This is a genomic window from Leptospira ilyithenensis (assembly GCF_004771005.1).
GTDB lineage: Bacteria > Spirochaetota > Leptospiria > Leptospirales > Leptospiraceae > Leptospira_A > Leptospira_A ilyithenensis.
Window position 1 is genome coordinate 356,148 of record NZ_RQHV01000062.1, and the last position, 17,033, is coordinate 373,180.

At 42.9% G+C, this 17,033-nt stretch carries 21 protein-coding genes and 1 riboswitch; of the genes, 16 read left to right on the forward strand and 5 right to left on the reverse strand.

The window, feature by feature from the left end; all coding sequences use genetic code 11:
* Nucleotides 1–5 precede the first annotated feature (5 nt).
* Genes EHS11_RS18365 through EHS11_RS18385 form a run of 5 tightly spaced genes read right to left on the reverse strand, consistent with a single transcriptional unit; the run spans nt 6 to nt 3,474 of the window.
* Nucleotides 6–977 carry a HesA/MoeB/ThiF family protein gene (locus tag EHS11_RS18365; RefSeq protein ID WP_135765814.1) on the reverse strand — a complete coding sequence of 324 codons (972 nt, stop codon included), beginning with the start codon at nt 975–977 and terminating at the stop codon, nt 6–8.
* Nucleotides 964–1,578: a thiamine phosphate synthase gene (locus tag EHS11_RS18370; protein ID WP_135765815.1), complete on the reverse strand. Its 615-nt coding sequence runs from the start codon at nt 1,576–1,578 to the stop codon at nt 964–966. The genes EHS11_RS18365 and EHS11_RS18370 overlap by 14 nt, the downstream gene beginning before the upstream one ends.
* A gap of 1 nt (nt 1,579) precedes the next feature.
* A complete protein-coding gene (locus tag EHS11_RS18375; RefSeq protein ID WP_135765816.1) occupies nt 1,580–2,338 on the reverse strand; it encodes a thiazole synthase in 759 nt (252 codons plus the stop codon).
* Between the two features lie 3 nt (nt 2,339–2,341).
* The gene (gene thiS, locus EHS11_RS18380) at nt 2,342–2,539 is read right to left on the reverse strand and encodes a sulfur carrier protein ThiS (RefSeq protein WP_135765817.1); all 198 of its coding nucleotides are present in this window, start codon (nt 2,537–2,539) and stop codon (nt 2,342–2,344) included.
* Complete coding sequence (locus EHS11_RS18385; protein ID WP_135765818.1) at nt 2,536–3,474, reverse strand: FAD-dependent oxidoreductase; 939 nt, start codon at nt 3,472–3,474, stop codon at nt 2,536–2,538. Before EHS11_RS18385 ends, thiS begins: the two co-directional genes overlap by 4 nt.
* A gap of 147 nt (nt 3,475–3,621) precedes the next feature.
* Nucleotides 3,622–3,743: riboswitch (TPP riboswitch) on the reverse strand.
* 210 nt (nt 3,744–3,953) lie between these two features.
* Here EHS11_RS18385 and EHS11_RS20250 point away from each other — a divergent pair.
* The 16 genes from EHS11_RS20250 (at nt 3,954) to trpA (ending at nt 16,928) form a co-directional block, all read left to right on the forward strand.
* Nucleotides 3,954–4,184 carry a ribbon-helix-helix domain-containing protein gene (locus tag EHS11_RS20250; RefSeq protein ID WP_135765819.1) on the forward strand — a complete coding sequence of 77 codons (231 nt, stop codon included), beginning with the start codon at nt 3,954–3,956 and terminating at the stop codon, nt 4,182–4,184.
* Nucleotides 4,181–4,582 carry a type II toxin-antitoxin system tRNA(fMet)-specific endonuclease VapC gene (gene vapC / locus EHS11_RS18395; RefSeq protein ID WP_135765820.1) on the forward strand — a complete coding sequence of 134 codons (402 nt, stop codon included), beginning with the start codon at nt 4,181–4,183 and terminating at the stop codon, nt 4,580–4,582. Before EHS11_RS20250 ends, vapC begins: the two co-directional genes overlap by 4 nt.
* Nucleotides 4,583–4,626: 44 nt before the next feature.
* A complete protein-coding gene (locus EHS11_RS18400) occupies nt 4,627–4,851 on the forward strand; it encodes an AbrB/MazE/SpoVT family DNA-binding domain-containing protein (protein ID WP_135765821.1) in 225 nt (74 codons plus the stop codon).
* Nucleotides 4,845–5,150, forward strand: a complete 306-nt coding sequence (locus EHS11_RS18405; RefSeq protein WP_135765822.1) for a type II toxin-antitoxin system PemK/MazF family toxin — start codon at nt 4,845–4,847, stop codon at nt 5,148–5,150. Before EHS11_RS18400 ends, EHS11_RS18405 begins: the two co-directional genes overlap by 7 nt.
* A 113-nt stretch (nt 5,151–5,263) precedes the next feature.
* The gene (locus EHS11_RS18410) at nt 5,264–5,497 is read left to right on the forward strand and encodes a hypothetical protein (protein WP_109020700.1); all 234 of its coding nucleotides are present in this window, start codon (nt 5,264–5,266) and stop codon (nt 5,495–5,497) included.
* A 3-nt stretch (nt 5,498–5,500) separates the two neighbouring features.
* Nucleotides 5,501–6,376 carry a 30S ribosomal protein S2 gene (gene rpsB / locus EHS11_RS18415; RefSeq protein ID WP_109020699.1) on the forward strand — a complete coding sequence of 292 codons (876 nt, stop codon included), beginning with the start codon at nt 5,501–5,503 and terminating at the stop codon, nt 6,374–6,376.
* Entirely contained in the window at nt 6,376–6,972 is a 597-nt protein-coding gene (gene tsf / locus EHS11_RS18420; protein ID WP_135765823.1) for a translation elongation factor Ts, read from the forward strand. The genes rpsB and tsf overlap by 1 nt, the downstream gene beginning before the upstream one ends.
* Entirely contained in the window at nt 6,962–7,711 is a 750-nt protein-coding gene (gene pyrH / locus EHS11_RS18425) for a UMP kinase (protein WP_109020697.1), read from the forward strand. Before tsf ends, pyrH begins: the two co-directional genes overlap by 11 nt.
* Complete coding sequence (frr, locus tag EHS11_RS18430) at nt 7,701–8,249, forward strand: ribosome recycling factor (RefSeq protein ID WP_135765824.1); 549 nt, start codon at nt 7,701–7,703, stop codon at nt 8,247–8,249. Before pyrH ends, frr begins: the two co-directional genes overlap by 11 nt.
* Before the next feature lie 23 nt (nt 8,250–8,272).
* Nucleotides 8,273–8,986, forward strand: a complete 714-nt coding sequence (locus EHS11_RS18435; RefSeq protein ID WP_135765825.1) for an isoprenyl transferase — start codon at nt 8,273–8,275, stop codon at nt 8,984–8,986.
* Entirely contained in the window at nt 8,983–9,894 is a 912-nt protein-coding gene (locus tag EHS11_RS18440) for a CDP-archaeol synthase (RefSeq protein WP_135765826.1), read from the forward strand. The genes EHS11_RS18435 and EHS11_RS18440 overlap by 4 nt, the downstream gene beginning before the upstream one ends.
* Before the next feature lie 17 nt (nt 9,895–9,911).
* Nucleotides 9,912–11,069, forward strand: coding sequence for a 1-deoxy-D-xylulose-5-phosphate reductoisomerase (gene dxr, locus EHS11_RS18445; RefSeq protein WP_135765827.1), 1,158 nt, complete (start codon nt 9,912–9,914; stop codon nt 11,067–11,069).
* A complete protein-coding gene (locus EHS11_RS18450; protein ID WP_167884487.1) occupies nt 11,066–12,775 on the forward strand; it encodes a site-2 protease family protein in 1,710 nt (569 codons plus the stop codon). The genes dxr and EHS11_RS18450 overlap by 4 nt, the downstream gene beginning before the upstream one ends.
* Before the next feature lie 26 nt (nt 12,776–12,801).
* Nucleotides 12,802–14,547: a proline--tRNA ligase gene (locus EHS11_RS18455; RefSeq protein ID WP_135765828.1), complete on the forward strand. Its 1,746-nt coding sequence runs from the start codon at nt 12,802–12,804 to the stop codon at nt 14,545–14,547.
* 393 nt (nt 14,548–14,940) lie between these two features.
* Complete coding sequence (trpB, locus tag EHS11_RS18460; protein WP_135765829.1) at nt 14,941–16,131, forward strand: tryptophan synthase subunit beta; 1,191 nt, start codon at nt 14,941–14,943, stop codon at nt 16,129–16,131.
* Nucleotides 16,128–16,928 carry a tryptophan synthase subunit alpha gene (gene trpA / locus EHS11_RS18465; RefSeq protein WP_135765830.1) on the forward strand — a complete coding sequence of 267 codons (801 nt, stop codon included), beginning with the start codon at nt 16,128–16,130 and terminating at the stop codon, nt 16,926–16,928. The genes trpB and trpA overlap by 4 nt, the downstream gene beginning before the upstream one ends.
* Nucleotides 16,929–17,033: the final 105 nt, after the last annotated feature.

The following is a 17,033-nucleotide window of genomic DNA, read 5'->3' on the forward strand; positions in this document are numbered from 1 at the left end:
ATCTTTCACAAATCTGCGGCTAAAATTGCCAAAGAAGTATAACCTCTAGCTTGCAACTGATAGGCAGCTTGTGTTGCTCGAATTCCGCTTTTACATACAAACACGACGCGCTGTTGTCGCCTACTTGGCTCCCAATTAGCAAGGTCTTGCGGAGCAATTCGTAAAACGTCAGCTCTCAGATTTTCAGGTGCCTCTTCATGACTGCGCAAATCGACAACACAGTCGTTTGGATCAAGACCGTATCGGTCAATAAAAGGAAAAAATTCTGCGCTCGTCGGTTCTTCTGCATGATCAAAGCGGAAATGTGTAAAGCGCCAAGATGCGAAATCAAAGGAAACTAATAAACCGAGGGGGGATGGTGCAAGACATAATAAAGTATTCAAAGCCATTTGCGCTTGGACGGCACCTAACGCAGCAACTACAGGCCCCATAACTCCTTGCGTATTACAATTACCATCGGCTTTCGGAAGGAAAGGAAAAAGAGCTCTGTAACTCGGCGCCCCCATACAAAATCCTCCCACATAACCCTTGCGACCAATTACAGAAGAACTGATCAAAGCTATTTTTCTGATTTTACAGGCATCAGATAACACATAAGTCGCCGCGAAATTATCGGCAGCATCGACAACCACATCGATACCATCAAGTGTTTGTTCTACGTTGCTTGCCGAAATACGTTCTGCATATACATCTATCTTGCAATCAGGATTCAGCTGCATCAATGTTGCTTTCGCACATTCTACTTTGAAAGCACCTATATCCGAAACACGATACATTGTTTGGCGGTGGAGATTATTCTCCTTCACAAAGTCGGCATCGTAAATACGCAGATAACCGACACCTGCACCAGCCAAGGCAGGTAGCAGGGCAGAGCCCAAACCTCCGGCTCCGATCACCAAGACACGCGCCGCTCCCAACTTGAGCTGCCCTTGCAGACCTACCTCAGGCAATATCGTTTGCCGATCATAACGTTTCATAGAAATGTTCCTTTGCTGTTAGGGTTAACCATTCTTTACAACGCGCCTCCGGATCTGATGCTAATTGAATATCGGTGACGACCGCAATACTATCAGCTCCTGCAGCCAGTACACCGGGAATACGTTCGGGAGTGAGGCCGCCTATTGCCACCAAGGGTATGTCCCCGATTATTTGTTTCCATCGGCTAATTTTAGTTAATCCCTGCGGACCCCACTTCATTTTTTTTAGCTGTGTATGATAAATAGGTCCTAAGGCAATATAGTCCGGTTGCAAAGCCAGTGCCCGGTTTAACTCTTCCTCATCATGAGTTGATAAACCGAATCGAATACCGGCTTTCCGTAAGGCAACAAAATCTGCCTTTTCCATATCTTCTTGACCTAAATGAACAAAGTTGATACCTAATTCCAAAGCCAGTTGCCAGTAATCATTCAAAACCAATTGGGCGCCGTATCGCGCACAACATACCTTAGCTGACAATGTTTGTGCCATTAACTCACTGACTGGCAAATCTTTCATACGAAGCTGCACAAGTTTTACACCTTGCGGGACGAGTCGTTCAAGCCATTCAGCTGTGCCGGCAATTAGATAGAATCGTTCCATGTCAATGAAACTCCGCCAATCCGAAAGTAGGCGTTGAGGTATACGCCATGTCACGACGCGGCATCAATCCTGCTTGATAAGCCGCGCGCCCCGCTTGAGTCGCATCACGAAAAGCGCCCGCCATTTTGATAGGGTCTTTCGCTTTGGCTACGGCTGTATTGAGAAGTATAGCATCAAAACCCATTTCCATTGCCAGAGCTGCTTGGCTAGGCGCTCCAATGCCTGCATCGATAACAAGCGGTACATCATGAAAATAAGCGCGCATGGAAAGTAGACCAGGAATATTTCTTAAACCTTGCCCGGATCCGATCGGAGAGGCCCAAGGCATGAGTACTTTGCAGCCAGCTTCTAGAAGTTTTTCTCCAAGAATCAAGTCCTCGGTAGTATAAGGAAACACTTCGAAACCCTCATCACATAAAATGCGCGCCGCTTCCACAAGAGCGAACGGATCAGGCTGTAAGGTATCCGCATGGCCAATAACCTCTAACTTAATCCAGTTGGTTTGAAACAATTCACGCGCCATATGCGCGGTTGTCACGGCTTCTTTAACGCTATAACAACCGGCCGTATTGGGCAAAATCCGTTTGTTAACTTTCTTTAATATTTCTCTAAACGATTTACCCTCTTGTCCTTCTCTTCGCAAACTAACGGTAATTAAATCGGTTTGTGATTCTTCCAAGGCTTGTATTAGCACTTCAGGAGAAGGATACCCTGCTGTGCCTAAAAATAAACGTGAATTTAATTCGGCTTCATAAAACATAAGTTATCCTCCTTGCATCGGGGATAAGATTTCGAGTTTTGCTGCTTCCCTTAACAGAGTGTTATTGTAACGACTGCGTGGTACGAATTCGCCGTCCATCGCGCTGGCTATACAAGTCGGGTCTATTTTCTGTTCACTCAATAACTCCGCTAATGTCGTTGCTGTGGTGTTCAAAATTTTGCCGTTAAATTCAACCTTCATTTGCCGCTCTCCTGTGTCTGTGTTAGTTGACCAAGCAGTTTCTCGGCCAAAATAGGTGCCAATAAGAAACCGTGGCGATACATTCCGTTGACAAAAAACTTCCCATCCTTAAAGTGTATTGCAGGGACGTTGTCAAAAAATGCCGGTCTTAATCCTGCGCCTACTTCTACCACGGACGCTTCTGCAAAGGAAGGATGAACACTATAGGCGGAACTGAGCAGTTCCATGATCGCCCGCGCACAAATCGGATCGGCTTTGCTGCTTTCCACCATGGTCGCCCCTACCATAAAACGGTTGTTATCGCGTGGAACGATGTAACAAGGAAAACGAGGGTGCAATAGACGAATTGATCGGGACAAACTGATCTCCTCGCTTTGTAGAATGATCATTTCTCCACGGATAGAACGTAAATCGCTTAATTCCGCCGAAGCCTGAATGCCTCGGCAATCAATGATTCTGCCATTTGGTCTATTTGTATGAAAATCCACACCGGCATTGATCAGTTTTTGTTTCAATTCACCTAACGCCTGACGTGGGTCCAGATGCGCTTCCGAAGGATAAAATAAACCTTTTGCAAAACGATCGCCCAAATCGGGTTCCAACATTCCGGGGGATACCCATTCATAACATTGCGTCATGCGGGCAAAACGTAGGAGTTCGGCGCTATCACGAGCAGGCGCCAATACCAAACTGCCATTTTGAATCACGCAGCTGACATGACGTTTCCACCAATTTGCAGCGAATTGTCCTTGCTCTACTACAATTTGCGGAGCGTTTTCTCCTTCACAAAAAGGGGAAAGCATCCCTCCGGCCAAATGGGATGCTCCTTGTGCATGAGGGGACTCAATGACCTCAATCAGTTCACCCTGCTCATATAATGTAGTGGCAACACATAGTCCTGTAACACCACTGCCCAGTATGGACCAAATGGTCATAGGTAGTTATCCCAATGATTTGTAAAAAATAATAACTCCATGTTGGCAGCCTCTTCAGTCAGTTGAACAAGACTCATGGATAACAGAGGTAAGGTGAGAATGGCTTAAGCACAATAAAACAATTGCTGTCGCAAAGTAAAAATGCTACTTAAGCCAGATCCGTTCTTCCTACGCCAGCATCACCTGGGTCAGGTTCAAAGGGTCGCTAAGCCGCGCTAGTGCGCTATTAGCCTCTCAGTCTCTATGGTGGGACTCCCCTGACGTGTACTATTTGCCGTCGTTTGTTCGCCTTGTCAATCATTCTCGGAACGATTATGAAAATTCTTCCCGGCTGGGTATGGTGAAGTTAAAGGTGCGTTAGGGTGAAGTTGAGAAGCGAAGTTAAAAGAAAAGGCCATAAAAGGAGAATAATTACAGACATATAATATTGACAAAAGTATACTTGCATATATACTTTACATGAATTGTTGGAGTTTTATATGCCGCAGCTGTCCCTTTATATAGATCAAGAAACTCTGAAAAAAATAGAATCTGCCGCTAAGAAAGAGAAAGTCTCAATATCGCAATGGGTGAAGGGAAAATTGCAGAACTCTTTTGAAAAAAAGTGGCCGGAAAATTATTTTATGTTATACGGAGCTATTGATGACGATTCTTTTCAGCAAACAAAGTTTCCGGACTTTAAAGCTGACGTCCCAAGAGAGTTTCTTTGAATTATTTTCTTGATACAAATATCTGTATCTATTTTCTAAAAGGGAAAAGCTCGAATATTGAAAATAATATTAAAAAACTTAATCCAAGTAGAATTAAGATTCCTTCTATTGTAAAAGCGGAATTGCTTTTAGGTGTTCTTAGAAGTTCGGATAAAAGAAAAAATAGGGAAATTGTTTTAAACTTCCTGGATCCTTTTGAAATTATAGGATTCAATGATTTGGATTCTGAAATTTATACTGAGCTTCGGACAGACTTAGAATTGAAAGGTTTACCTATTGGGCCGAATGACCTGATTATTGCTTCTATCGTATTAAGCTCGAATGGTATTCTTGTTACAAATAACGAAAAAGAATTCTCCAGAATTGCGAATTTAAAAATAGAAAACTGGCTTTTATAAAAATTCTCCCCGGTTGAGTCTGGAGGAGAATTAAGGTGCATTAGGTGCCAAAATGGGGAAATAGTTTGGGTATACGCATTCCTAAACTATTTGCGAAACAACTAGAACTTGATGACGGTAGTCAGGTTGAAGTGATTCAAGAAGGTAATAAAATCATTATTTACCCATATGTTAAGGAAACTTTAGAACAGAAATTGAAGGAGATTAACAAGAAAAATTTGCATTCGGAAATAGATTCCGGTTCACCGCAAGGGAATGAATCTTGGTAAAAAGATCTTCTTACGCTCCAGAAAAAGGTGATATTGTTTGGCTTAATTTTGCTCCACAAGCCGGTCATGAGCAAATGGGAAGAAGACCAGCTTTGGTTCTTTCTCCTCTTGAATATAATTCTAAAACCAACCTAGCCATTTTTTGTCCTATCACTAGCAAAGAAACAGGATATCCTTTCGAAGTTCAAATAAGTCGCTTTAAGAGAAGTGGAAGAAAATATAAAACTTCTTATTCTATAATCAATGGGCTTTTTGTAGCTGCGATTTCAGCGATAAACCGGCGCGAAGAATTGTTTTAGGGAAATAATATCTTTCGAATCCCCGATCACGACAAATTGCCTTAATCCATTTCCCTTGACAATCCGTCCGTATCCCAAAATCTGACTGGGAAGCTCAAAGGTAAGCCCAGTTTATGAACAAAGCGCAAGCGGGAAACCTACTTTTGGTCCTTTTTTTGGGACTAATGGCGGGAGCTGTGGCAGGAGTGGTCATTGACCGACTTCTCGGCACGGTTTTTCTTTCTAAGTTTTTGTTCGAAAGTCCGGTTAACTTTGAACTTTACATAGTTAAAGTCGAGATCCAGCTAACCCCTGCAAGTCTAATTGGTCTTGTAGCATCTGGTTATCTCGCACTAAAAAAGGGGTAACATATGTCCGTAATTTCCATGAAGAGCTTGCTTGAGGCAGGCGTACACTTCGGTCACCAAACACGTCGTTGGAATCCAAAAATGAGTCCTTATGTTTATACGGCTCGTAACGGAATCCATATCATCGACCTTCAAAAAACCGTTCAAAAAACAAAAGAAGCATACGATGCTTTGAAAAAGTTAACCGGTCAGGGCAAAAAAGTTCTTTTCGTAGGAACCAAAAAACAAGCTCGCGGCGCCATCGAAAGAGCGGCAGTTGCATGTAATATGTATTATGTGTCTAACCGTTGGTTAGGTGGACTACTTACCAACTGGAACACGGTTAAAAAATCAATCGCTCGTTTGAAAAGATTAGAGCAAATGGAAGAGAACAACTCTTTCGAACAAGAAGCCCGTACTAAAAAAGAAGCACTCTCTCTCAAAAGAGAATTGGAAAAGCTCCGCCAAACATTGGGCGGGATCAAGGATATGGCAGTAGTTCCCGAGATCCTTTTTGTAATTGATCCTAAAAAAGAAGAAATTGCGGTAAAAGAAGCAAAAAAACTCGGTCTTAAAGTTTTCGCTGTGATCGATACAAACTGCGATCCTGAACCGATCGATTATCCTATTCCCGGTAATGATGATGCGATTCGCGCGATTTCCCTTTTCCTCGATACTATGGCAAATGCAGTGCTCGAAGGAACAGGTGGTGAAGTGATTCAAACCAATTTCTCCGAAGATATGGATGCGGATCAACTCGCTCTTGAATACCAAGGTGAATACGATGAGTCCGGTAAGTTCATTATGGACGACGAAGCACCTAACAAAGATGTGCCTGTAGATCCGGAAGCGGTGAAAGCGGCAGCAATCGAAGTCATCAAAGAAGAAGGAAAAGAGTAATGGCTGTTAGTTCTGAACAAATCAAAGAACTCCGCGAAAGAACCGGTGCGGGGATGATGGATTGCAAAAAAGCTCTCGAAGAGACCAATGCGGACATCGAAAAAGCGGTAACATATTTACGTGAAAAAGGTCTGGCAAAAGCAGCTAAACGTGCGGGTCGTGACACCGGAGAAGGAAAGATCATTTCCTATATCCACGGAACAGGCAAAACAGGTGTTATACTGGAGCTCAATTGCGAAACCGACTTTGTTGCAAACAACTCTGATTTCGAAGCTCTGGGAAAAGAAATCGCTCTTCAAATCACCGCGATGAATCCTCTTTATGTAAATGAAGAGTCCATCCCGAAAGAAGAAATGGAGAACGAATTAAGCATCCAAAAAGCACTTCTCGAAAAAGAAGGGAAAAAAGCGGAACAGATAGAAAAAATCCTTCCGGGTAAGATGAAAAAATACTACTCGGAGATTTGTCTTGTTCACCAAGCTTCGATCCGTGATAATACAAAAACGATTCACGAGCTAGTTCAAGAAGCAATCGCCAAATTTGGTGAGAACATAACGATTCGCCGTTTTGCGAGGTTTCAAGTAGGTGGTCAGTAATCCTGCCAAATACAAAAGGATTCTGATCAAACTCTCCGGTGAAGCACTTGCCGGGGAGGGTGAGCTTGGTATTGATACCAACAAAACTTTTTCCCTAGCGGGACAAATCAAAGAAATTCATAACACCGGTGTTCAGATTGCCCTGGTCGTGGGCGGCGGAAACATGATTCGCGGAGAAACTCTTGCGAAATCAGGAATGGAACGTGCCACAGCGGACTATATGGGAATGCTCGGAACGATTATGAATGCCCTCGCCTTACAAGACGCATGTGAAAAGCAAGGTATGTTTACGAGAGTTCTTTCTGCAATAGAAATGAAGTCCGTTGCGGAGCCTTATATCCGCAGACGTGCCGTTCGTCATTTGGAAAAAAACAGAGTCATCATTTTTGCAGGTGGAACAGGAAATCCTTATTTTACAACGGATACGACAGCTTCTCTCCGTGCGGTGGAAGTAGGTTGCGAAGTCATTCTCAAAGCCACCAAAGTGGACGGAGTTTATACGGCTGATCCTAAGAAAGATCCTACTGCAAATAGATACCTTCAGGTATCTTTTATGGAATCCATCAAACATAGATTAAAGGTAATGGATTCGACCGCTCTTAGTTTATGTATGGATAATAATATGCCGATCATTGTATTCGATATCTTTAAACCGGGCAATTTAAAACGGTTGATTGACGGAGAAACAATCGGTACTCTAATTTCCAATTCAGAGGAAGTGATCGAAGATGGTAGATGAAATCATTAAATCAATGCAGGCCAAGATGGACAAAACCATCGACGCCCTTAAAAAAGACTTTGTAGCCATTCGTACCGGCAAAGCAAACCCTTTGATGGTGGAAGACGTGAGAGTGGATTATTACGGAACTTCCACTCCTCTCAACCAGCTCGGAAAGATCTCCGTTCCCGAGCCTAGAATGATTGTCATAACTCCTTTCGAAAAATCCGTTCTCAAGGACATTGAAAAAGCGATTCTTTCTTCCGGTTTGGGTCTAACTCCCAACAACGACGGGATAGGAATTCGCATCAATATCCCTGAACTAACAGGTGAAAGACGAAAAGAACTAGTCAAAGTTCTGAAACAAAAAACGGAAGAAAAAAAAGTTGCCATTCGCAATCTACGCCGTGATGCAAACGATGATTTAAAAAAGAAAACAGAACTTTCTCAAGATGAATTGAAAGGTCATACGGACAAAATCCAAAAGATTACGGACTCGTACATTGCAAAGATTGCAGACCTGGAAAAAGAGAAAGAGAAAGAAATCACGACTGTTTAAATAAACAGAAGTTAGTTTTCGTAATGAAATTTAAAACCATTCCCGCACATATTGGTGTCATTATGGACGGCAATGGCCGTTGGGCCGAAAAACAAGGCAAAAAAAGAACGGAAGGTCATAGGGAAGGCGCTAAAGCCATTGATCGTCTGTTAGATGTTGCCTTGGAACATAAAATCAAAGCAGTATCTTTGTATGCTTTTTCCACGGAAAATTGGAAAAGACCGATCACCGAAGTCAACGCAATCTTCAATTTGTTGATCGAGTTTATAGACAACCGTTTGGAGGATATCCAGAAAAAAGGAATCCGTATCCAACACTCGGGGAATTTAAATAAACTTTCCACCAAGGTAAAACAAAAGATCAATACCGCTGTTGAAGCGACAAAAAAAAACAAAAGTCTAACCGCCAATTTTTGTCTGAACTACGGCGGACACGAAGAGATTCTCAGTTCCTTTCAAAGATTACAAAAAGAACGCATTCATAAAAAAATCTCTTTAGAGAAGCCTGTTTCTCCTAAGGAATTTGAAAAATATTTGTATACATACCCCCTTCCTCCGGTAGACTTATTGATCAGGACAGCAGGAGAACAAAGGATTTCCAATTTTCTTTTATGGCAAATCGCCTATGCTGAGTTTTTCTTCACAAATACGTTATGGCCTGATTTCGGCCGGGAATCTTTGGAAGAAGCCCTACATTTTTTTGAATCTAGAAAACGCAAATTTGGTGGTCTTTCATGAGTGAAACTACATTGAGAATTCTTTCGGCAGCGGGTCTCGTTGCAGCTTACGTTACTATGATTTTCCATTCCGGCTGGTATTATTTGGAGTTTTTGCTTTTTGGAAGCGCTGTTGTGTTTTTCGGATTACGCGAGTTATACGCATTCTGCACCAGAGAAGATTCGAAACCTTTTTTCGGAACAGGACTTTTCTTTTCCCTACTGATTGTACTTGTGTATTATTTTCAATTTTTGGGCCTTCAGTATAACGTCAGTCCACCGGCTTGGACGGTCGAGATCTCCAAACATTTAAGAGAAAGTTTTCATCCTGTTCCTTTTCTTATCATAGCATTGTCCATCACGGTTTGGGTCTTGCAGATTTTTAAACGTCCGTTAGATGGCGCACTTTTTTCCGCAAGTGCTACTATCTTCGGTGCGGTTTATCTTGCTTTGCCGATCGGTCATTTTTTACTTTTGCTCGCGTTTCCTTTCGGAGCGTATTACATCTTTCTTGTTTCCACAATTACTTTTATCAGCGATGCGGGTGCTTATTTCGGCGGACGTTGGTTTGGAAAACACTCGGCAGGTTTGAAGATTTCTCCGAAAAAAACCTGGGAAGGTTATGTTGTTGGGAATATAACCGCTGTTTTGAGCGTATTACTCTTGAATTTTCTTTGGGAACATTTTTCCGGAGTCAAACTTCCTGTGACCACACTGGAGTCGATTCTACTTGCGTTCTTTGTTTCCATTCTATCCGTGATGGGGGATCTTGCGGAGTCTGCGATGAAACGGGACGCCAAGATCAAAGACTCGTCGGCGTTGATTCCCGGACACGGCGGGCTTTTGGATTTAGCGGATGCGCTTCTCTTCACTGTCCCGGCAGTTTATTATTATTTTCAATTCAAAGGAATCTTGGGATTCCCTGTTTGAGATCAGTCTAATTACCAATGATTGGTATTTCTGTTCTTGGGATTTCCGGTTCGGTTGGAGCATCGACTCTAAAAGTTCTTAAGAATTTCCCTGAGAGTTTTCGACTTGTATCCTTTAGTGTTCATAGCAATACCAAACTCGCTTTGGAATTGATGGATGAGTTTCATCCCGATTTTGTTTGCATCACGGATGAAAAACAAACCGGAGTTTGGGGGGACAAAAAAAACGGAACATATATTGTTTACGGTTCTGCTGGCCTTGACGAGATTGTTTCCCTTGCTGCAGTCGATACCGTGGTTACTGCCATCGTAGGAGCCGCAGGTGCTTTGCCTACGATCACTGCCATTAAAGCAAAGAAAAAAATCGCAATTGCGAATAAAGAAACCTTGGTCACTTTCGGACCCTATATCAATCGTTTGGTGAAAGAATATGGCGTAAGTATGGTGCCAGTAGATTCCGAACACAATGCACTGTTTCAGTTGTTGGAAAAAGAAGAACGGAATAATATCCGTGCCATCACTCTTACCGCTTCCGGCGGATCGTTTCGTGATCTGCCAATCGAAGAGTTACCGAATGTTTCCATCAAGCAGGCATTAAACCATCCTACCTGGTCTATGGGTCCGAAGATCACTGTAGATTCCGCAGGTCTTGTGAATAAAGGTTTGGAAGTGATTGAAGCACATTTTCTTTTCGGGTTTTCCTACGATCAGATTGAAGTGGTGATCCATCCTGAATCTTTGACTCATGGAATCATAGAAACTACGGACGGAGCCTGTTTGCAATACACCAGTCATCCTGATATGATTTATCCCGTAGCACACGCGTTATTCTATCCACACAAGACACCTAAACTTTTAACCGATAGAAAACCTCATTCCTGGAAAAATCTGAGTTTTAGAAGTCCCGATCCGAATCGTTATCCCGCATTGGCGATTGCGTTTCAAGCAGGTAGAACGGGTGGCGCGGCTCCGGCTATTTTTAATGCTGCGAATGAAGCCGCGGTTTCCCTGTTCTTGGAGGAAAAGATTCCTTTCGTTCAGATTCCCCGTATTATCGAAGAAACTTTAAATGAACTGGTGATTACATATCCCGAAGACTGGGATGGATTTTACGAAAAGGATCAGGAAGCCAGATCGTTTGTAAACAAAAAGTACCTAAAAGGAGTACATGCATGATCATTCTAATTTTAGGCGCAGTATTGATGTTAGCTGTTTCCATCTTTATTCATGAGTTGGGACATCTTCTTTGCGGCAAGCTCGTCGGAGTGGAAGCCCGTATCTTTTCTCTCGGTTACGGAAAAGGAATTTGGAAAAAAAGAATCGGTAAAACCATTTATCAAATCACGGCAATCCCTATCGGAGGTTATGTGCTTTTTCGTGGAGACGATTACGCTAAAAAACTACGTGGTCGTCCGGGAGAACTTCTAGGAACTCCTCCTTTGAAACGTATGATTCCCGTACTCGGCGGACCGTTCGCAAATTTAGTGTTAGGTTTCCTTTTGTTGTTTATCCTGGATCTTTCGGGAGATAGCCCGGCTTCCAATCGGATTTTTATCGAAGCTTCCAATCAGATCAATTCCCCCGCCTATTTGGCAGGGCTTCGTACAGGAGACCGCATCCTTTCCGTGAACGGAAAAAAAACGGAAAACTTTGAGGATATTTTTGCAAACATCAGCCTTACTACCGGCGATCCCATTCAATTGGAATATGAGAGAGAAGGTAAGAAAGGAAATTTGGAAATCGTTCCTAACCTTTATTCTGCGGGAGGACGACCTACCATCGGAGTAGAACCGTTCGGAGAAAGAAGGGTGGTCGCTACGTTTACTTATGCCGAACAAGCCGGCCATGCACTTGCAAGCATATTGGACAACGAAGACAAGTCCTCCGAATACTTTCAAGGAATCATCGAAGAGAAGAAAGACGAGATCCCGGAAGAATACTTGAAAAAGAGAGAACGTGCGGAAAGGGAACAAGGTCTTCGCAAGCGCGCCTTGAAATATTTAAAAGACGGGGATGTGATTTTAAAAGTAGGCGGTGCGGATGTTTATACCATCCCTGATCTGCAAGCGGAACTTGGTAAACATCAGAATGAAACCATTCCTGTTTTAGTGGATCGGAAAACATATCCTCTTCTCACTCCCTGGGCAACGGAACTAACTACTGTTAATATTCCTGTTCTCGGAGCAGAAGTATTCGAATTTATAGATACGAAACATCCTAACTTCCCTGAGTTGAATGTTCCTTATTTGAGATTGGATAGTTATGATCCGGAGATTGAAAACCGACTTTCCAATTTGAAAATTGAAGATAGGAGTTTCGCTCATGCAAATGATTTGATTTCGTATTTTCAAAAAGAAGGAAATGTCCGGAAAAATATCTGGGTCGGGAATATGAAATATTCTTCCGAGCTCCATCTGAAGCCGATCGGGCTTTTGGGATTTCGTCCTTCCATGAAATTTCAAGCGGAGCAAATGGAAAGAGAAACGGGTGTCGTTACTGCATTTGTTTCGTCCTCTAAAAAAGTTTATGATTACGTTGCCATGACCCTAACGGGGATTAAACTATTATTCTCGGGATTTCTTTCTCCTAAAGATAATCTTTCTGGTCCTATCGGAATTGTCCAATTTGCCGGGATCAGTTTGGAATACGGTTGGGCAACTTACTTGGACTTTGTTGCAAAAATTTCATTGGCGCTTATGGTAATGAATCTTCTTCCGATTCCTATGGCTGACGGAGGACACATCGTACTCTATGCTTATGAAGCGATTACGGGAAGACCTCTTCCCCGCAAAGCGATTGAAGCGATTTTCAGAGTTGGTTTTTTCTTTCTCATCGGACTAGGACTATTTGTTTCGTTCAATGATGTAATGCGTTTCTTTTAATATGTATAAAGGTATATTCTTAAAAAATGAAGGCTAGTTCTTATCTAATTCCCACCACCAAAGACGATCCACAGGACGCGGTTGTCGCTTCCCACAAATTGATGTTACGTGCAGGCCTTGTTCGTAAATCTTCTTCCGGACTTTACAGTTATTTGCCTTTGGGCTTGAGGATTTTGAAAAAAATCGAAGGTATCGTTCGGGAAGAAATGGATGCTGCTAGCGCACTTGAATTTCAACTTCCGATTCTGACACCGAGTGAGATTTGGAAAGAGTCGGGACGTTGGGACAAAATGGGCAAAGAAATGTTTCGCTTGAGAGATCGTCACGACAGCGAGAGTTGTCTTGGACCCACCCATGAAGAATCGTTCTGTGTTTTGGTAAAGCCCATGGTTCGCTCTTATAAGGATCTGCCGATCAATGTATATCAGATTCATACTAAATTCAGAGATGAAATCCGTCCGCGTTTCGGAGTGATCCGTTCGCGCGAGTTTACTATGAAGGATGCTTATTCCTTTCATTTGGATGACGATTCTCTGGATCGAACTTACCAAAAGATGCGGACGACTTACCGCAGAATCTTTGCTAGGTTGGGATTGACTACGATCCCTGTGCAAGCTGACTCAGGAAATATGGGTGGTTCCGCTTCGGAAGAATTTATGGTAGTGTCTCCCATAGGAGAAGAAACTCTCACTCTTTGCGATTCTTGCGGTTATTCGGGTAATATAGAAAAAACACCTGTAGTAGTTGTAAAAAATCCGAATCCTAAAAAAGAAGAGGAAGCGGTTGTTGAAACTCCCGGACAGAAGTCCATTACGGATGTTGCTAACTTTCTTTCGATTCGTCCCGAGAATTGTCTGAAAGCAGTTGCTTTGTCTTGTGACGGAAAATACGTTTTGGTTTTTTTAAGAGGAGAACGGGAGTTAAACGAGAATAAGCTGAAGAATCATTTGAATACAAATGAACTGCGACCAATGTCTCAGACGGAACTCACTCAAGTAGGTTTGGTGGCTGGATTTATCGGACCGGGATTTGTTCCGTCGAAAGACTTGTTAGTGCTTGTTGATAGTTTGGCGGATTGGAACGAAGCTTATGTTTCGGGTGCAAATGAGTTCGACAAACATAAAAAAGGTGTTGTTTTATCGAAATATTTTAAGTCTGATGAAGTTCAAGTTTTGGATCTTTCTCAGAGTCTTCCGGGCGATCCTTGTCCGAATTGCAATTCTCCTCTCAAGGCGGAAAAAGGAATCGAGGTAGGTCATATTTTCAAACTGGGGCAGAAATACTCAAAAGCATTCGATATCACGGTTTTGAATGACAAAGGGAAGGCAACTACCACGACCATGGGTTGTTACGGAATTGGAATTAATCGCTGTATGGCGACCGTCATCGAACAATGCAATGATGATAAAGGAATTTATTGGCCGATCTCAATCGCACCTTTCGAAGTATGTTTGGTGAGTATTGCGAAAAATCCCGAAGACATCTCCAAAATCGAAAAGATCTATTCCGCATTGAAAGCAAGCGGGGTGGAAGTGCTGTGGGACGACCGCGATCTTGGTCCCGGATTCAAGTTCAAAGATTCCGAATTGATTGGATTCCCAGTTCGACTAACAATTGGTAAAGGGTTTCTTGAGAAGAATGAAATCACGATACTCAATCGGAAGACGATGGAAGAAACGACTCATAATTTCACTACGGAAGAGAATTTCGTCACCGAAGTGAAGGCCCTTTTGGAAAACTTAAGGAAGGAATTGGCGGCTAAGTTGACTTAAGCAGGCAAAAAGGCGAACTTTTCCAAAGAAAAAAGGTAAAATCCGGAAATCAGCTCGCGTTTGCGAGTGTGGCGTGATAAACGGGAGCCATTGGGTGGCGGGTGGAAACCCCACCCAATGTCGATAGGGCGGGGATGGTCTAGTATCTTATTTCACCTCTTGTCCGCCGCCATCCTTTTCTCATATATCTTCCAAAATGCAACCAGTCCAACGGGAATGAATCCCATCCCCAACAACGAAATTTAATTCCCCACGCCCCGGATCACAGCGGAAATCCTTTCCCGTTAGGGAAAGATTGGAGCGGAGAGCCGGATAAGGCGCCCAACTTCTCCTGAAAATCCTGAATTTCAAAAGGCAGTTTCCCTTAAAAACCAATCTGTACATTTGGAAATTATGGCACGTGATCGAGTTGGTTATTTCGGAGAATTTGGTGGTCGTTACTCGCCGGAGATTTTGACGGAAGCGTTGGAAGAACTGGAGGCGACTTATTCGAAACTTCGGAAAAATAAAAAATTCCAAAAGGAGCTTTCCTACTATTTGAAGAATTACGTAGGAAGACCTTCCCCTTTGACTTATGCTGAACACCTAACAAAACATTGGGGTGGTGCCAGAGTGTGGTTGAAACGGGAAGATCTGAATCACACAGGCGCACATAAAATCAATAATGCCATCGGACAAGCCCTTATCGCGCGTTATATGGGAAAAAAGAGAATCATCGCGGAAACGGGAGCGGGTCAACATGGTTTGGCGACTGCGACCGTAGGCGCCATGTTCGGACTTGAAACCGTCGTCTATATGGGCGAAGTGGATGTCAAAAGACAAAACTTGAACGCAAAAAAAATACAAATGTTAGGTGCCAAAATTCTTCCAGTCACGTCGGGAGAAGCAACTTTGAAAGAAGCAACCAGCGAAGCGATGAGAGACTGGGCTTTGAATGTATCTACAACTCATTATATAGTAGGTTCGGCGATCGGACCTCATCCTTTTCCGACGATTGTTCGTGATTTGCAAACCGTGATTGGAACGGAAGCGCGCAAACAATTCAAAAAAGAAAACAAATCTTTGCCTGATGCGATCGTTGCTTGCGTAGGCGGCGGTTCCAACGCGATTGGAATGTTTGCGCCGTTTTTAAAAGACAAATCAGTCAAAATATTCGGTGCGGAAGCTGGCGGACTCGGTTCCAAACCGGGACAACATTCTGCGACGATCACTTATGGAAAAACCGGATTTTTGCACGGAACAAAAACTCTTATCATTCAGGATGATTTCGGTCAGATCGTTCCCGCCCATTCCGTATCGGCAGGATTGGATTATCCCGGAGTAGGTCCGGAACATGCTCATTTGGCAGAAACCAATCGGGTGGAATACCGCCAAGTCACCGACGAAGAAGCGTTAGCTTCCTTCTTGGAAATAAGCCGGACCGAAGGAATCATTCCCGCTTTGGAAACTGCACATGCCTTTCATGTAGCCAAGGACGTTGCAAAAAAATTGGGAAAGAAAAAGGATATCATAATCTGCCTTTCGGGAAGAGGGGACAAGGATGTAACTGAAGTTCTGCGACTTTTGGGAGAGGAAACGGTTTGAGTAAGATTAAAACATATTTTGAGACCAAATCGGTTCAGTCCGTTTATATTCCTTTTTTTACTTTAGGAGATCCGGATTACGATGCATCCGTCGAATACGGAAAAGCCATCTTGGAATCCGGAGCCAATATTTTGGAATTGGGGATTCCTTTTTCCGATCCGGTTGCAGACGGCCCTGTAATACAAAGAGCTGACGCACGTGCACTTAAAAATCCTTTTTCATTTGAGAAATTATTTTCGGTCACAAAGGCGATCCACGAACATCGGCCTGAAACCCCTTTGGTTTATCTGACTTATTTCAATCCTATCTATCGATGTGGAATCGAATCTTTTTTAAATCAAGCGAAAGCATCCGGCATCGAAGGACTTGTGATTCCCGATTTGCCTTTCGATACGGAAGAGAGCGAATTTCTTTTCCGAGAGCTTGCAAAGAGGGATATGGATTTGATTCATTTGATCACACCTGCGACCGTAAAGTCCAGGATTCAAATGATGAAAAAAACTTCTTCGGGATTTATTTATTACGTCACCTCTTTTGGTGTAACAGGAGAAAGACGGGAATTTTCCGTTGATTTGGAAGAAAGAATTAAATTCCTGAAAGGGATTTTGAATCTTCCCATTTGCGCGGGATTTGGAATTTCCACTCCGGAACAGGCTTCGCAAATCGCCCATTATGCGGATGGGATCATCATCGGTTCCGCCGTACAAAGAATCATCGAGGAAAACGGAAAAAATCGCGCGCAATGCGTCAAAGCTTTGCAGGATTACACTTCTTCCATTCGTAATAGTTTTAGCTAACTTTTCTGTTGCATACTCCCATCCTTAGAGTAGATAAAACTTTCGGGGATGGAGATGATTTTGGATTTGAAAAAATCGTTTTTCCTCTTTAGGAAATTTATTGCA

Bases quoted from the DNA above. Each gene is read 5' to 3' on its own strand.
- EHS11_RS18450 (WP_167884487.1), top strand. From the start codon at position 11,066: ATGATCATTCTAATTTTAGGCGCAGTATTGATGTTAGCTGTTTCCATC.
- EHS11_RS20250 (WP_135765819.1), top strand. From the start codon at position 3,954: ATGCCGCAGCTGTCCCTTTATATAGATCAAGAAACTCTGAAAAAAATA.
- EHS11_RS18455 (WP_135765828.1), top strand. From the start codon at position 12,802: ATGAAGGCTAGTTCTTATCTAATTCCCACCACCAAAGACGATCCACAG.
- rpsB (WP_109020699.1), top strand. From the start codon at position 5,501: ATGTCCGTAATTTCCATGAAGAGCTTGCTTGAGGCAGGCGTACACTTC.
- thiS (WP_135765817.1), bottom strand. From the start codon at position 2,539: ATGAAGGTTGAATTTAACGGCAAAATTTTGAACACCACAGCAACGACA.
- EHS11_RS18385 (WP_135765818.1), bottom strand. From the start codon at position 3,474: ATGACCATTTGGTCCATACTGGGCAGTGGTGTTACAGGACTATGTGTT.
- EHS11_RS18435 (WP_135765825.1), top strand. From the start codon at position 8,273: ATGAAATTTAAAACCATTCCCGCACATATTGGTGTCATTATGGACGGC.
- EHS11_RS18440 (WP_135765826.1), top strand. From the start codon at position 8,983: ATGAGTGAAACTACATTGAGAATTCTTTCGGCAGCGGGTCTCGTTGCA.
- trpB (WP_135765829.1), top strand. From the start codon at position 14,941: ATGGCACGTGATCGAGTTGGTTATTTCGGAGAATTTGGTGGTCGTTAC.
- EHS11_RS18410 (WP_109020700.1), top strand. From the start codon at position 5,264: ATGAACAAAGCGCAAGCGGGAAACCTACTTTTGGTCCTTTTTTTGGGA.
- dxr (WP_135765827.1), top strand. From the start codon at position 9,912: ATGATTGGTATTTCTGTTCTTGGGATTTCCGGTTCGGTTGGAGCATCG.
- frr (WP_135765824.1), top strand. From the start codon at position 7,701: ATGGTAGATGAAATCATTAAATCAATGCAGGCCAAGATGGACAAAACC.
- EHS11_RS18375 (WP_135765816.1), bottom strand. From the start codon at position 2,338: ATGTTTTATGAAGCCGAATTAAATTCACGTTTATTTTTAGGCACAGCA.
- tsf (WP_135765823.1), top strand. From the start codon at position 6,376: ATGGCTGTTAGTTCTGAACAAATCAAAGAACTCCGCGAAAGAACCGGT.
- EHS11_RS18370 (WP_135765815.1), bottom strand. From the start codon at position 1,578: ATGGAACGATTCTATCTAATTGCCGGCACAGCTGAATGGCTTGAACGA.
- EHS11_RS18365 (WP_135765814.1), bottom strand. From the start codon at position 977: ATGAAACGTTATGATCGGCAAACGATATTGCCTGAGGTAGGTCTGCAA.